At 70.6% G+C, this 14842-nt stretch carries 9 protein-coding genes and 1 riboswitch; of the genes, 4 read left to right on the plus strand and 5 right to left on the minus strand.

Features of this window, described 5'->3' with window-relative positions; translation table 11 throughout:
• Position 1: 1 nt before the first annotated feature.
• Positions 2-1054: a substrate-binding domain-containing protein gene (locus BJ971_RS36575; RefSeq protein WP_184997872.1), complete on the minus strand. Its 1053-nt coding sequence runs from the start codon at positions 1052-1054 to the stop codon at positions 2-4.
• 165 nt (positions 1055-1219) lie between these two features.
• On the opposite strand from BJ971_RS36575, the gene BJ971_RS36580 reads away from it, so the two are divergent.
• Positions 1220-2200 (plus strand): LacI family DNA-binding transcriptional regulator, encoded by a 981-nt coding sequence (locus BJ971_RS36580; RefSeq protein ID WP_184997873.1) that lies wholly within the window; start codon positions 1220-1222, stop codon positions 2198-2200.
• Here the strand turns inward: BJ971_RS36580 and BJ971_RS36585 are convergent.
• From BJ971_RS36585 to BJ971_RS36595, 3 genes are all read right to left on the minus strand, one after another.
• Positions 2187-4400 carry a discoidin domain-containing protein gene (locus tag BJ971_RS36585; RefSeq protein ID WP_184997874.1) on the minus strand — a complete coding sequence of 738 codons (2214 nt, stop codon included), beginning with the start codon at positions 4398-4400 and terminating at the stop codon, positions 2187-2189. The two genes, BJ971_RS36580 and BJ971_RS36585, sit on opposite strands and share 14 nt — an antisense overlap.
• A gap of 518 nt (positions 4401-4918) precedes the next feature.
• Positions 4919-6340, minus strand: a complete 1422-nt coding sequence (locus BJ971_RS36590; RefSeq protein ID WP_184997875.1) for a glycine hydroxymethyltransferase — start codon at positions 6338-6340, stop codon at positions 4919-4921.
• A 19-nt stretch (positions 6341-6359) separates the two neighbouring features.
• Positions 6360-6468, minus strand: a riboswitch (ZMP/ZTP riboswitch).
• An 87-nt stretch (positions 6469-6555) separates the two neighbouring features.
• Positions 6556-9519: a discoidin domain-containing protein gene (locus BJ971_RS36595; protein ID WP_184997876.1), complete on the minus strand. Its 2964-nt coding sequence runs from the start codon at positions 9517-9519 to the stop codon at positions 6556-6558.
• A 401-nt stretch (positions 9520-9920) separates the two neighbouring features.
• Here BJ971_RS36595 and BJ971_RS36600 point away from each other — a divergent pair, with 401 nt between their 5' ends.
• The 3 genes from BJ971_RS36600 to BJ971_RS36610 all read left to right on the plus strand — a co-directional run bounded on the left by BJ971_RS36600 (position 9921) and on the right by BJ971_RS36610 (position 12943).
• Positions 9921-10481, plus strand: a complete 561-nt coding sequence (locus tag BJ971_RS36600) for a copper resistance CopC family protein (RefSeq protein WP_184997877.1) — start codon at positions 9921-9923, stop codon at positions 10479-10481.
• A 224-nt stretch (positions 10482-10705) separates the two neighbouring features.
• Positions 10706-11512: an RNA polymerase sigma factor SigF gene (locus tag BJ971_RS36605; protein WP_184997878.1), complete on the plus strand. Its 807-nt coding sequence runs from the start codon at positions 10706-10708 to the stop codon at positions 11510-11512.
• Positions 11513-11596: 84 nt separating this feature from the next.
• Positions 11597-12943, plus strand: a complete 1347-nt coding sequence (locus BJ971_RS36610) for an alpha-amylase family protein (protein WP_203709500.1) — start codon at positions 11597-11599, stop codon at positions 12941-12943.
• Here BJ971_RS36610 and BJ971_RS36615 read toward each other — a convergent pair.
• Positions 12912-14732, minus strand: coding sequence for a sulfatase-like hydrolase/transferase (locus tag BJ971_RS36615; protein ID WP_239087662.1), 1821 nt, complete (start codon positions 14730-14732; stop codon positions 12912-12914). The two genes, BJ971_RS36610 and BJ971_RS36615, sit on opposite strands and share 32 nt — an antisense overlap.
• Positions 14733-14842 lie beyond the last annotated feature (110 nt).

Consider the following 14842-nt stretch of genomic DNA (forward strand, 5'->3'; position numbering starts at 1 on the left):
GTCAGCCCCAGCAGTTCTGTTTGCCCCAGGCCGAGTCCTCGGAATCGAGTCCGGTCTGCGGCTGGTCGGTGATCAGCGTGACGCCGGTGTCCACGAAGTCCTTGCCCGCGGTCGCCTGCGGCTTGGTGCCGTTGTCGATGAACTTGTCGAGCGCCTCGATGCCGAGCGACGCCATCTTGAGCGGGAACTGCATCGAGGTCGCGCCGATGACGCCGGCCTTGACGTTGTCGACGCCGGGGCAGCCGCCGTCGATCGAGACGATGGTGACGGCCTTGTCCTTGCCGGCCGCCTTGATCGCCTGGTAGGCGCCGGCCGCCGCGGGCTCGTTGATCGTGTAGACGAGATTGATCGACGGGTCCTTTTGCAGCAGGTTCTCCATCGCCGTGCGGCCGCCGTCCTCGGCGCCGTCGGTCACGTCGTGTCCGGAGATCCGCGGGTCGCTCTCGTCGCCGATCTTGTTCGGGTCGCCGACCGGGATGCCGAAGCCGTCCAGGAAGCCCTGGTCGCGCTTGACGTCCACGGAGACCTGGTTGGCGTTGAGGTCGAGCATGGCGATCTTCGCCTGCTTGCCGTCGGCCTCGAACTTCGCCTTCGCCCATTGCCCGATGAGCTTGCCGGCCTGGTAGTTGTCGGTGGCGAAGGTGGCGTCGGCGGCGTCGGCCGGGTCGGTCGGCGTGTCCAGGGCGATGACGAGCATGCCCTGCTGCTTGGCCTTGTCGATCGCCGGGACGATCGCCTTGGAGTCGCTCGGGGTGATCAGGAAGCCCCGGGCGCCGGCGGAGATCAGGCTCTCGATCGCCTGCACCTGCGCCTCGTTGTCGCCGTCCTGCTTACCGGCGAAGGTCTGTAGCGACAGGCCCGCGTCGTCCGCGGCCTGCTGGGCGCCCTCCTTCATCTTGACGAAGAAGGGGTTCGTGTCCGTCTTGGTGATCAGCCCGACGATCTGTTCGCCGCCGGAGTCATCGCCGCCGCAGGCCGCGGTTGCGATCACCACGGCCACCGCGACCAGCGCGGGCCCGAGGCGCCCGCGCTTGATCAGCATTGATTGGCGCATGTCCCCCTCCAAATCGATTTAGCCGAAATAGCGAGACAACGTTGTCTTGCAGTAGACGTCTCGCCGCATCGAGTGTCAACAATTAGTTTCCGTATCGTTGCATTACGTGATCATCATTAGATGTCGATCAATTCAGGGGGGATCATGACGGAGGGGAGGCCGACGATGAACGACGTCGCCCGGACCGCCGGGGTCAGCCTCAAGACCGTCTCCCGGGTCGTGAACGGCGAGACCACCGTCGACCCCACTCTGGTCGCGCGGGTCCGCGCCGCGGTCGCCGCGCTGAACTACCGCCGGCACCTCGGCGCGAGCATGCTGCGCCGCATGGACCGGCGGACCGGGACCATCGGGCTGTTGATCGACGACGTCGGCAACCCGTTCTCCGCCGCCCTGCACCGGGCGGTCGAGGACGCGGCCCGCGCGCGCGGCGTACACGTGCTGGCCGGCAGCCTCGACGGGGATCCCGACCGCGAGCGCGAGCTGGTCCGGGCCTTCGCGCGGCGGCACGCCGACGGCCTGATCCTCGCGCCGGCCGGCGCGGACCAGGGCTATCTCGCCGCGGAGCTGCCGCCGGACATCCCGATCGTGTTCGTGGAGCGGCCGGCCGCCGGATTCGCCGGCGACGCGGTGCTGGCCGGCGACGCCTCCGGCGCGCTGCGGGCCGTCCGGCACCTGATCGGGCACGGGCATCGCCGCATCGCGTACCTCGGAGACCCGGCGACCCACGAGCGCCGCGAGGGCTACCTCACCGCGCTCGAAGCCCTCGGGCTGCACCCGGTCATGATCGACGGACTGCGCGGTTCACAGGCCGCCGAGGCGGCCACCCGGAGCCTGCTCGGGCGCGCGCGGCCGCCGACCGCCCTGTTCACCGGCCGGAATCTGATCACCATCGGCGCCGTGCGGGCGCTGCACGGGCTCGGCCGGCACCTCGACGCGGCCCTCGTCGGCTTCGACGACTTCCCCCTGGCCGACCTGCTCGAACCCGCGGTCACGGTTGTCGCGCAGGACCCGGCCGCGATGGGCGGCGCGGCGGCTCGGGCGCTCTTCGAGCGCATCGACGGGTACGCGGAGGAGCCGCGCGAGATCAGCGTGGCGACGACGCTGATCCCGCGCGGCTCCGGAGAAATGCCCCCTACGGGAAGTTGACGACGTTGACCGGCACCGTCGCCGTCCCCTGCGCGGGGCCGCCGGTGTTGTTGACGACGTGGTCGATGACCCCGTTGCCGCCCAGCGACACGGTGAAGATGTTGTGCAGCCGCACCCCGGAGTTGACCGGGACCTCGAAGCCACGGTCCGAGTGCACCTGCGGGTTGACGTTGAAGTAGCAGTAGCTGCCCATCGCCCAGGCCTCGTGGCTGGTCACGCTGTCGGCGACCTTGTACGCCGCGTACCCGTTGGCGCCGGTGCGCCAGGTGGCGTTGTTCGGCGGGTCGTACGGCTGCTCGTTCTGGAGGAAGTACGTGCGGCCCCCGTTGCCGTTCCAGATCACCTCGTACTTCTGGTAATGCTCGACGAACAGGCCGTACCCGGTGACGTTCTGGCCGTTGACGATCAGGCCGCTGTCCGCGGTGTTGACAGTCCAGCCGTAGGTGCCGGCGTTGCCGTGGTCGGCGCGCCAGGCCCAGATGTGGTCGATGATCGTGTTGTTGCTGTTCACCAGCAGGCTGTTGGTGGCCTTGCCCGCGATCGAGCCGCCGATCCGGAAGAAGACGTCCTGGACCGTCGTCGGGTTCGCGGCGTGGCTCGCCGAGGAGCCGTTCGGGCCGATCACCAGCAGGTTCGCCGAGTTTGTCGTGCCCGCGTCGAAGAGCAGGCCGGCGATCTTCACGCCGTCCACGTCGGCGACCTGCATCGGCGTGACGCCGCCGTCCGGGATGATCGTGGCGTAGCCGAGGCCGAGCACCACGGTGTTCGCCCGGTTCACGTTGATCGTCTGGCTGACGTGGTAGACGCCCGGCTGGAACAGCAGGTTGAGGCCCTGCGCGAGGGCGTTGTTGATCGTCGCGGCGCTGTCGCCCGGCTTGGCGACGTAGAACTGCGTCAGCGGGATCGCCGTGCCCGGGGTGTTGCCGTTGGCCCAGGTCACGCCGGCCGCGTTGGTCTGGAGGTTCGGCACGAACACCTGGTACGCGCCGCCGGCCTGGTACAGGTACGGCTTCTCCCGGATGACCGGCGTGGTGCCGATCGTGGTGTACGGCGGGTTCGGGAAGCTCGACGCCGGCGCGCCCTGCACCCCGACGAACGTCTGGTTCCATACCGCGTTCAGGCTCGAGCCGATGGTGCTGTTGCGGGTGAACCACTGCTGCTGCGAGTACTGCTGCTCGGAGCCGCTGATCCGCGAGTCGGCGATGTAGCCGCCGGACGCCCAGCCGTAGCCGGCCGGCGCGAGGTTGAGGTCGCCGTGAATGTCCATCCGGCGGAACGGCGCGGCCTGCGAGACGGCCCAGCGGTTGGCGCCGGAGACCGGGTAGACCGACAGGTTCTCGACCGAGCGCCAGAAGTTCTGGGTGGCGTTGCCCTGGAACCAGCCCGCGTCGACGGTGATGTCGCCGTTGATCCGGGTGTCCTGCGGGTTCTGGCCGAGGCCGAGCACCGAGGTGTAGAAGCCGACCTGGATGTTCAGGCCGTTGTAGGTGCCCGGCTTGAACGCGAGCACGTAGCGCTGGAGGCCGAACTGGTTCGACTCCTGCTGCCGGAAGATTGTGTCGGCCTGGCTCTGGATCGAGGCGCTCGACATCGACGGGTCGAAGACGATCACGTTCGCGCCGAGGCTGCCGCCGCCGGGCACGGTCGGTCCGGTCGGGGGCGTCGTCGGGGTGGTGGTGCCGCCGAAGATCTTGAACTCCCAGAGTGAGTAGCCGTACTGGGTGGCCCGTTCGGTGCCGTACATCCGCACGTAGCGGGCGGTTGCCGAGACCGCGAGGCTCTGCACGCCGGCGACGCCCGCGGTGGCCGCGGTCGCGTCGGTCCAGGTGCTGCCGTTCGTGGAGGTCTGAATCCGGAAGGTCCTGGCGAACGCCGCCTCCCAGTTCAGCTCGACCCGGGTGATGGCCGAGTCGGCGCCGAGGTCGACCTGTAGCCACTGCGGGTCGGCGAAGGCCGAGGACCAGCGGGTGCCGGCGTCGCCGTCCACCGCGGCGGTGGCCGGGAACACTCCGGGGTTCTCCGACGACGAGGCGGTCGCCGGCTTGCCCTGCGACAGCAGGGTCTCGGCGGCCGAGGCGCTCAGCGCGGTGACCGCGCCGAAGCCCGCGACGACGACGGCGACCAGGGCGCCGGTGGCGGCCAGGCGCCATCCGGTGCGGGTTCGTCTTTCGGGGACGGCGGAGAGATCGGGGATGACCATTGCGTCTCCTAGACACGGCGGTACGGGCGCGGGGGATGCGCGTCCGGGTGGGAGCCGGGGAAAGCTCCCGATGGGGATGACGGGGGAACCCGGAGAGAGCGCTCCCCCGCGTCCTGGACGCTAGGTTCGTAACGCTCATGTGTCAAAGGAGTGTCCAAAAGTGAATCGGGTCGCGCCCGAACGCGACGACCGCCCTACTTTCGGTCACCGGCGCGCCCGATAAGTCGCCCGGACCGGCGCCGAGCTGCGAATACGTTGAGGCGACGGCCGGGGAGCGCCCGGCGGAACCGGGCACCCGAGCGGCCTTACGGGCAGCCACGACGGGCTCGACCCGGTCTCGATAACGGTTGTTCGACGAGAAATCGACGTGCCCGAATAGGCTTGAACTTGCAAGACGATCATTACCGGCATGCTGTGCAAATAGGACAGTACGATAGAATTTGGGGAAGCGCTTCCCCGCGTGGCCGTCAGACGACGAAGGGCCGCGCCCGGCGGACGCGGCCCCTCATGGTCGAAGATCAGCCGAGGTCGACGCTCGGGTAGAGCGGGAAGTCCGCGAGCAGCTCGGTCGCCTGCTTCGAGATGCGGTCGGACACCGCGGAGTCCAGGTTGAACTTCGCCTTCGACGCGCCGGCCTTCGTGCTGCTCAGCACCGTGTGCATGAGCTCGGCGATCTGATCCATCTCCGCCGTGCCGAGGCCGCGGGTGGTCAGCGCCGGCGTGCCGATGCGGATGCCGGAGGTGTACCAGGCGCCGTTCGGGTCCTGCGGGATCGAGTTGCGGTTCGTGACGATGCCCGAGTCGAGCAGCGCCTGCTCCGCCTGGCGGCCGGTCAGGCCGTACTTGTCGACGTCGATCAGGACCAGGTGGTTGTCGGTGCCGCCGCTGACGACCGTGGCGCCACGGCTGGTCAGGCCGGCCGCGAGCGCCTGGGAGTTGTCGACGATGCGCTGCGCGTAGTCGGCGAACTCGGGGCGGCGGGCCTCGGCGAACGCGATCGCCTTGGCCGCCATCACGTGCGAGAGCGGGCCGCCGAGGACCATCGGGCAGCCGCGGTCGACCTGGTCGGAGAGCTCCGGCTGGCAGAAGACCGCGCCGCCGCGGGGCCCGCGCAGGCTCTTGTGCGTCGTCGTGGTGACGATGTGCGCGTTCGGGATCGGGTCGAAGTCGCCGGTGAAGACCTTGCCGGCGACCAGGCCCGCGAAGTGCGCCATGTCGACCATGAACGTCGCGCCGACCTCGTCGGCGATCTCCCGCATGATGCGGAAGTTCACCTTGCGGGGGTACGCCGAGTAGCCGCCGACGATGACCAGCGGCCGGAACTCCTTGGCCGAGGCGCGCAGCGCCGCGTAGTCGATCTGGCCGGTGGCCGGGTCGACGCCGTAGCTGCGCTGGTCGAACATCTTGCCCGAGATGTTGGGTCGGAAGCCGTGGGTGAGGTGCCCGCCGGCGTCGAGCGACATGCCGAGCATGCGCTGGTTGCCGAACGCGGCCCGCAGCTCGGCCCACTCGGCGTCGGTCATGTCGTTGACGTTGCGCTTCTGCACCTTGGCCAGCGCCGGCGCCTCGACCCGGTCGGCGAGGATCGCCCAGTACGCGACCAGGTTGGCGTCGATGCCGGAGTGCGGCTGCACGTACGCGTACGGCGCGTTGAACAGGGCCTTGGCGTGCTCGACCGCGACGGTCTCGACGGTGTCGACGTTCTGGCAGCCGGCGTAGAAGCGGCGGCCGATGGTGCCCTCCGCGTACTTGTCGCTGAGCCAGTTGCCCATGGCCAGCAGCACGGCGGGAGAGGCGTAGTTCTCGGACGCGATCAGTTTGAGGGACTCGCGCTGGTCCGTGAGCTCCTTGGCGATCGCGTCGGCGATGCGGGGCTCAACGGCGCGTACCGCCTCGAGGGCGGAACGGAAAGCGGTCGACTCGGCATTCAGTGCGGACATCGGACCTCCCTATCACAGGTGAAGAGGCCCAGGCGCACGGCAGGGTCGTCCAGCGGACCGGTCTCCACCACGACGGGGCCGCTCCACGATGGTTGGCCCATCCGAACGCGCCAGTCACGGCCCGCCGAACAGCATACCGGCGTCGTCCGCGCCACGCGATCGCTTGCCCAGGTCGCCTCGGTGCGCCGCCCCACATTTCGGGCGCGGAGGGCCGGTCAGAACGCCGCGAACTCGATCAGCTCCGCGTCGCCGGGGCGCCAGCCCTCGACCGCCACCGCCAGATAGCGGGCCCGCTCGCCGAGAGCGGAGTAGGTCAGGCCGTCTTCGGAGGCCTCGATGCGCCACTTCCTGCGGCGCCCCCTGGTCCAGGTCAGGCGGGTGTCGGCGACCGCGACGACCGCGCCGAGGTCCACCACCATCCGGCCGGACCCGCCCGGCCGCCAGGTCGTGCGGGGGTCGCCGTCGACCGCGCGGGCGGGCGGGTTCATGCCGGCGGGCAGCGGCGAGGTCGGGAAGGTGACGCGGCCGCGGGCCAGGTCGGCGGTCGGCGTCACCGGGAAGCCCGGCACGACCAGGCTGCGGGATCGGCCGGCCCGCAGCCGCACCCGGGTGGACCAGGAACCGGCCCGGATCGTCAGGTCGACCCGGCGCCGGCCCGGCGCGGTGATCTTGAGGTGGTTCGAGTCCCGCGCCTCGAACCGGGTGCCGTCCGGTGCCGGCTCGTCGAGCAGGAAGCGCGGCGGTTCGACCAGCGCCGTGCCGCCCGCCAGGCTCGTCGCCCACTGGAGTCCCTTGCCGCGGGCGATCTGGGTGCCGCGGTAGAGGCGGCGGCCGGACGGGAGGCCGACGACGGCCTCCACCCGTTCGGGCGTGAGGTTGAAGACGCTGAGGTAGCCGTCGGCGTCGCTGATCAGCAGGCCCTCGGCGGTGGGCAGGGTGCGGGCGGCGGCCGCGGCCAGGTTCGTCGTGCCGCCCGGGTAACCCTCGATGATGGGCGCCGGCGCGGACACGGCGCCCGCGCTCACCACGATCTCGCGGGACGTGCCGTGCGTGACGATGCCGGCCCGGCCGTCGATGCCGACCCAGCCGGATGCGGACCGGGTCTCGGGAACGGCGGCCGCGTCGGTCCAGGTCAGACCGTCGGTCGAGGTCTGGATCACGAAACCCTTGCCGTACGCGGCCTCCCAGTCGATCCGCACGCCGGCCACCTTCACGGCGGAGCCGAGGTCGACCGCGAGCCAGCTGTCGACCCGGCCGCGCTCCTCGCGGGCGACCGCCCAGCGGGTCTCCGGATTGCCGTCGGTGGCGTTGCGCGCCGGATTCCAGATGTCCTCGGAGGAGGCCGTCGGCATCGCGCCCTGCGCCAGGTCGGCGCCCCTGGTGTCGAGCACGGCGAAGGTGAAGATCGAGTAGCCGAACTCGGTGCCGGGCTCGCGGCCGAGCATCCGCACCCAGCGGGCGTCGCGCGGGCTGAAGGTGACGCCCGCCTCGCCCTGGTCGCCGAGCACCGCGGCGCCGTCCGGCGTGGTGAAGCCGCGCTTGCCGGACAGGCCGGACACCCCGGGCATGTCGAGGTTGAAGAGGGTGAGGCGGCCCTCGCCGGGCAGGCCGGTGCTCGCGTAGACGACAGTGCCGGTGGGCAGGGTGACGAAGCCCGCGGCGTGGTCACCGTCCAAGGCGAGCACGGTCGCGGTCGCGTCCAGGCCGTCGCGGTTGCGCTGGTACGCCCGGGTCCAGCTCGCTGTCGGCCGGCTGCCGGCCGGCAGGAAGGCCGGTGCCCGGGTGTCGATCAGCCAGTTGTCGTGCCCGGGCTGCCACAGGAAGTTCACGAAGCCGGCCTTGGTGACCGCGCCCGCGAACGCGCGCTCGGACTGGTGCGCGACCAGCCCGATCTCCTTGCCGAAGTCCCGGGTGCCGCTGGCCCGGCGGAAGAACTCGGCCCGGCCGACCGGCTGGACCGGGCGCGTGCGCAGGCGGTGGAACAGGTAGGAGATGGCCAGCTCGGCGCGGGCCTCGGGCTCGTACTTCTCCTCGCCGCTGAACTTCGTCAGCCGGTACTTCGGCTCGTACCGCAGGTAGGGCATCAGGCGCTCGGCCAGGTCCGCCTCGGCGCGGGCGGCGTCGCGGTCGCCCTGCACCTGTGCGAGGAACGCGAGCGGGAGGACGTCCCGGCCGTACAGGTGGTAGCGGTCCGCGACCATCGGCATGACCGGCTCGCCCGCGTCGCTGGCCAGCAGCCGCAGCGTCGCCCACAGCTGCTCGCCGTTCGGCGCGGCGGTGAGCACCTGCGGCAGCGGGCGGCCGGCGACCAGGAAGTGGATCGCCGCGCGGCCGGCCATCCGCCAGAGTTCGGCCTGGTAGTGCGGGTTGACCGACCCGTGGTTCTCCACGATGAAGGCGTCGTGGAGGTTGTGCGCGGTGTTCCGCTGGTCGATCCGCTCGCCGTCGAGGACGGCGGGGTTGGCGCGGTCGGCGACCGGCAGCCCGCTCGCGTTCGTCGCCCACAGCAGGAAGCGCTCCCGCCACCCGTCGGCTGCCTCGTCGGAGGGTGCGGCCCAGGCGAGGCCGGGCGCGAGGGCCTGCGCGTAGACGCCCATCTCCTCCAGCCGGGTGTCGCCGGTCCAGCCGCCGGTCGTGCCGTGCGGTGACCAGCCGTCGCTGAGCGGATCGTCGTCGGAGCCCAGGCCGTACGCGTACGACGCCTGGCCCGCCGCGATCTTGTCGACGTTGACGCGGGTCTGCTCGTCCAGGTCGTCCCAGAGCAGCCGGGCGGCGAGGATGAAGTACAGCTCGAAGGTGGAGTCCCAGAAGAGGCGGCGGCCCCACTCGGCGCCGCCGGCCAGCCGGTTGGTGGCGGCGTAGCGCTGGATCGTGGCGAGCGTCTTGGCCTTCAGGGTCGGCGCGTCGACGTCGGCGAGCCGCGGGTCGTAGTCCTCCATCCGGAGCAGGACCGCGTTGCCGAGGACGGAGACGAAGCAGAAGTCGGCGGCGCGGTAGGCGCCGATCCCGGTGTCCCACTGCTCCTCCACCCAGCGGGTATGCGCGTGCAGCACCTCGCGGTAGCGGTCGGCGACCGGGTCCGGCGTGGCTGCGGAGGCGCGTTCGGGCAGGGTGAGGGCACCACTGATACCGCCGACGCCCGCCAGCGCGAGCAGCTGGCGGCGGGACAGTGCGAGCAAGGAACCTCCTCGGCGGAGCCGAATGCCGATGACAGCCTTCGCGTCCGCCCCAAAGACTGTCAAATCACCATTTGGGCACGACGCTGTTCCACGATGGCCGCGACGTACTTCGATCCGCCGGAAACCCGCGGTCCAGCATGCCCGACCGGGCACTTCGGCCGTCCCTGGCGAGAGCCAGGTCACTGCGGCTCCACATACGCCCACGTCGCGGGCGCGGCGGTGTGAGTTCCGGAACTTAGATTGCTTGCTTGTTAACTAATTCATCGATGAGAATAACTTCACCGTCCCCAGCAGCACGTTCCCCCGCGCCGTGGCGCCGGCCCCACCCGAGGCCGGCGCCACGGCCGTGTCCGGGGCCGGGCGGGTGGATCGCCGCGCACCCTCTCGGCTAGGAAGTACGCATGCGTCTCCTTCGTATCGTCGCCGCGGCCCTGGCCGCGGCGCTTCTCGCCGTCCTGACCGCAGGCCCCGCGTGGGCACACAACGCGTTGGTGGAGGCGACGCCCGGCAAGGCCGCGAAGCTGACGACAGCACCGGAAGAGGTCCGGCTGAGGTTCCTCCAGAAGCTGGACGGTGACCGGACGACAATCGTGGTGACGGACGCCGGTGGACGCGAGGTGCCGGCCTCCGCGCCGAAGGCCGAGGGCAAGACGGGCTCGATCACGTTCCCGGAGGCCCTGCCGAACGGGGTCTACACCGTGACCTACGGCGTGGTCTCGCAGGACGGGCACCCGGTGCAGGGCAAGTACTCGTTCACCGTGAACGTGGCCGCGCCGTCGACCGCACCCGCGGCCCCGTCGTCGCCGGCCGCGGCGCCGACGACGACGGCCGCGGCTCCGATTCCGGTCGCCCAGAAGGAGGAGAAGGGCGGATCTTCCTGGCTGCCGATCGTCGCGGTAATCGGCGTCATTGCCCTGGTGGGAGCGGTCGGCGCCGCCTTGCTCCGACGCCGCCGCCCCTGAGCCCGGTCTACTGTGACCGAATGACTACTTAACGTGACTCATACTTTCGGCTAGTCATCTATGGCCCACTCGGCTAACCTCTGCATAACCGAACGGCCATACGTGTTCGGACGGCGGCGATCCATCGATCGTCGCCGGCGCGAACCGACAGCGATACCTTGCCCGACCCGGGCCCGGCGAAACGCCGGGCCGGCTCTCCGGACAGGTGACAAGGAGGACACGAGATGACTGTCATTCAGTCCACCGCGACGAGGACGAAGCCGGCGCTCAGCACGGCACCGCCGGAGAGCGCCGCCGACCTCTTGAACGCGATGGCCGCGATGCCGGCTGGTCACCCCTCCCGCGCGTCGCTGCGGGACCGGGCGATCGAGGCCTGGCTCCCACTCGCCCGCCACCTCGCCCACCGCTACTCCGGCCGCGGCGAACCCACCGACGACCTCATCCAGACCGCCACCGTCGGCCTCATCAAAGCCGTCGACAAGTTCGACCCCGACCGCGGCGTCGACTTCGCCGGCTACGCCATCCCCACCATCATCGGCGAGATCAAGCGCCACTTCCGCGACCGCACCTGGTCCGTACGCGTACCCCGCCGCCTCCAGGAACTGCGCCTGGCCATCACCGAAGCCAACAGCACCCTCACACACACCCTCGGCCGCTCACCCACCGTCGCCGACATCGCCACCCACCTCGGCGTCACCGAGGAAGACGTCCTGGAAGGCCTCGAAGGCGCCCGCGCCTACAACGCCACCAGCCTCTCCACCCCCATCAGCGCCGACGGCACCACCGAACTCGGCGACACCCTCGGCGACACCGACCACGAATTCGAGATCGCCGAGACCCGCGTCGCCCTCGGACCCGCCCTGGCCACCCTCGACGAACGCGAACAGAAGATCCTCACCCTGCGCTTCTACGGCAACCTCACCCAGTCCCAGATCGCCGACCAGATCGGCATCTCCCAGATGCACGTCAGCCGCCTGCTCACCAAGGCACTGACCAAGCTGCGCGGCCACCTGGCCGGCGAGCTGCTCTGACCTGCACCGGACACGTAGAACGCCGGCCCGGTTCGGGCCGGCGTTCTGCGTATGCTCTCCAGGGCGAGGAAGCGAGTTGATGCTGTGAGCGAGCCCGGCTGGGTGGAGCACGCCGTGTGGTGGCAGGTCTACCCGCTCGGCTTCGCCGGCGCGTACCCGGCCGGCGGCGACGGCGGCGGGCTCGGACGGATCACCGACTGGCTGGACTACGCCATCGAGCTGGGCGCCTCGGGGATCCTGCTCGGCCCGGTCTTCGCGTCCGAGACGCACGGCTACGACACGGTCGACCACTTGCGGATCGACCCCCGGCTCGGCGACGACGCCGACTTCGACGCCCTGATCGCCGCGGCGCACGACCGCGGGCTGCGGGTGCTGCTCGACGGCGTGTTCAACCACGTCGGACGGGGGCACGCCGCCTTCCAGGCGGTGCTCGCGCAGGGCGCCGACGCGCCGACCGCGCGCTGGTTCCGGGCCACCCGCCCCGACGGGGCCGGAGAGCCGCGGTACGAGACGTTCGAGGGGCACGACGCGCTGGTCGCGCTCAACCACCTCGAGCCGGCCGTCGCCGACTATGTCGCCGGCGTGATGACCCACTGGCTGCGGCGCGGAGCGGACGGCTGGCGACTGGACGCCGCGTACGCGGTCCCGGCCGAGTTCTGGGCCGGCGTGCTGCCGCGGGTCCGCGCCGAGTTCCCCGACGCGTACGTGGTGGGCGAGGTCATCCACGGCGATTACGGCGACTTCGTCGCGCGCTCCACGGTGGACTCGGTGACGCAGTACGAGCTCTGGAAGGCCGTGTGGAGCGCGCTCAACGAGGGCAACTTCTTCGAGCTCGCCTGGGCGCTGGACCGGCACAACACGTTCCTGGACACGTTCGTGCCGCAGACCTTCCTCGGCAATCACGACGTGACGCGGCTGGCCAGCAGACTCATCGACGCGCGGCACCTGCCGCACGCCCTCGCGCTGCTGCTCACTGTCGGCGGCACGCCGTCGGTGTACGCGGGCGACGAGCAGGGCTTCACCGGCGTCAAGGAGGATCGCGAGCACGGCGACGACGCGGTCCGGCCGCCGTTCCCCGCCCGCCCGGACGGCCTCGCGCCGTACGGCCGGCCGCTCTATCACCTGCACCAGGAGTTGATCGGGCTACGCCGGCGGCACCCGTGGCTGCACCGCGCCCGGACGAGCACCGTGCACCTGACCAACGAGCAGTTCGCCTACGAGGCCGCGGCGGGCGACCACCGACTGCTGGTGGCCCTGAACGCCGGCGCCGCCCCCGCCGAGCTCCCCGTGCCGTACGGGAAGAACGTCCTGCACGGCGAGGCGAAGCTGACCGAGCCCGGCACCGCCGCCGCGACGGTGGCGCTGCCCGCCGCCGGCTGGGCGGTGCTGGACAGAACACCTAGCGCTGCGGCGGCGAGAGCGCCCGGCTGACGTCGCTCGACGGCCCGTACGCGGTCAGGAACCGGTCCCGGAAGTCGTTCATCTTCCAGACCGGCGCACCCGGGTCCGGCTTGAGTCCGTCGGTCCAGCCCCAGTCGGCGACCTTGTCGAGCACGGTCTTGTCCTTGGCGAGGATGGTGATCGGCACGTCGTGGCTGGCGCCCTCGCCCGTCACGATCTTCGAGGCCTGGTGGTCGCCGAGGAAGACCATGACGGTGTTCTCGTCGCCGTACCGCTCCAGCCAGCTCGTGATCGTGGTGAGCGTGTACTGGATGGACCGCGAGTACTCCCGCTGCACCTTCGCCGGGTCCTTCCAGATCGACTTCGGCTGCTTGCCTTCCTTCTGGATCTGCTTGTAGACCGAGCCGTCGCCGACGTCGTCCCAGTCGATGAACTGCGGGATCGGCGCCCACGGCGTGTGGCTCGACACCAGCGGCATCTCGACCATCATCGGCGCGTGCGCGGGCTCGTGCAGGTTCTTCTCGAGCCAGGACATCGTGTACTGGTCCGGCTGCGGCGCCCAGCTGAACTTGGGCCCGACGTAGCCGGTGTTGCGCGAGTCGTAGACCCGGTTGTAGCCGTAGAAGCTGCCCTCCGGGAACGCCCGGGTGGCGCCCGGCATCACGCTAACGGTGTCGAAGCCGGCCTTCTTGAACGCCATGGTCATGGTCAGTCGGTCGCTGGCCATGAGGTTGCGGTACCGCTGCTGGTTGTTGATCCACACGCCGGACAGGAAGGTCGAGTGCGCCAGCCAGCTGTTGCCGCCGTACGTCGACGAGGCGAGGAAGCCGCTCTTGGCCGCGAAGCCGGCCTTCTTCAGGCTCTCGGTGCCCTCGTTGAGCACGTCGACCGTGCCGCGGGCCAGCTTCGGGTCCTCGATCGCCGAGCGGCCGTAGCTCTCGATGAAGGTGAAGAAGACGTCCTTGCCGCGCAGCCCGGTCAGCAGCTGGTCGCCCGGGGTGTTCGCGAAGGCGTCGTCCGCGGCCTCCCGGGTGAAGTCCTTCTCGTCGCGCAGGCCCGCCTTGACGGCGCCCGCCCGGTCGTAGACGTAGAGCGCCGAGCTGCGGGCGGCCACCGGGATGTTGAAGACCTGCACGCCGAGCATCAGCATGACCAGCCAGACCGCGGTGCCGGTGATGGCCGTGCCCGTGGTGGCCCGGCGGTGCGCGGCGGCGACCTTGGTGATCCGCATCGCCGCCAGGCTCGTCAGGGCCAGGATGGCGGCGATCAGCAGGACGACCCCGACCAGCGCGCCCTTGGCGCCGGCGTCGCCGACCGTGTCCTTGAGGAAGGACTGCGCGTCGTCCAGCAGCACCCAGTCGAGCACCAGGTCGAACGGCCGGTTCAGGGTCTCGTAGAAGCCCATGTCGATGGTCTTCAAGACGGTCAGCAGGCCCAGCCCGGCGCCGAGCACGCCCGCGACGATCCGCTTCCACCGGCCGGGCAGCAGGATGATCAGGCCGACGGCGACGAAGCCCTCGATGGGCAGCCGCAGGTAGGTGCCGGGGCGCTCCAGCCGGCTGATCACGTTCGGCATGATCAGCGCGGCGAAGACCAGCACGACCGCCGAAACGGTGAGCACGTGCCCGGCGATCCGCCGGACCCGGCCCCGCTCCCGCGCGGGCCCGGCGACGGCCTCGGGCGGGGTGGCCTCTTCCGACATCGGCTCGGCCTCGGCCGCCGCCTCGGCGTCCGTTTTCGGCTCAGCCTCGACCGCCGCCTCCGCTTTCGAAGCGCGGCGGAACCGGGCGGCAAGTGCTTCGCGTACCGAACCAGACAAGACGTGGCCCTCCTCCGGGACATTCCCAACAGAGGAACGGATCTCGGCGGCAGGTAGTTCAATCGGCGCTCCCGGCCGGATCCGTACGAACGGGAAGAACGGGCCGCCAC

Source organism: Amorphoplanes digitatis (genome assembly GCF_014205335.1).
Lineage (GTDB): Bacteria > Actinomycetota > Actinomycetes > Mycobacteriales > Micromonosporaceae > Actinoplanes > Actinoplanes digitatus.

Bases quoted from the DNA above. Each gene is read 5' to 3' on its own strand.
- BJ971_RS36580 (WP_184997873.1), top strand. From the start codon at position 1,220: ATGAACGACGTCGCCCGGACCGCCGGGGTCAGCCTCAAGACCGTCTCC.
- BJ971_RS36590 (WP_184997875.1), bottom strand. From the start codon at position 6,340: ATGTCCGCACTGAATGCCGAGTCGACCGCTTTCCGTTCCGCCCTCGAG.
- BJ971_RS36585 (WP_184997874.1), bottom strand. From the start codon at position 4,400: ATGGTCATCCCCGATCTCTCCGCCGTCCCCGAAAGACGAACCCGCACC.
- BJ971_RS36605 (WP_184997878.1), top strand. From the start codon at position 10,706: ATGACTGTCATTCAGTCCACCGCGACGAGGACGAAGCCGGCGCTCAGC.
- BJ971_RS36600 (WP_184997877.1), top strand. From the start codon at position 9,921: ATGCGTCTCCTTCGTATCGTCGCCGCGGCCCTGGCCGCGGCGCTTCTC.
- BJ971_RS36575 (WP_184997872.1), bottom strand. From the start codon at position 1,054: ATGCGCCAATCAATGCTGATCAAGCGCGGGCGCCTCGGGCCCGCGCTG.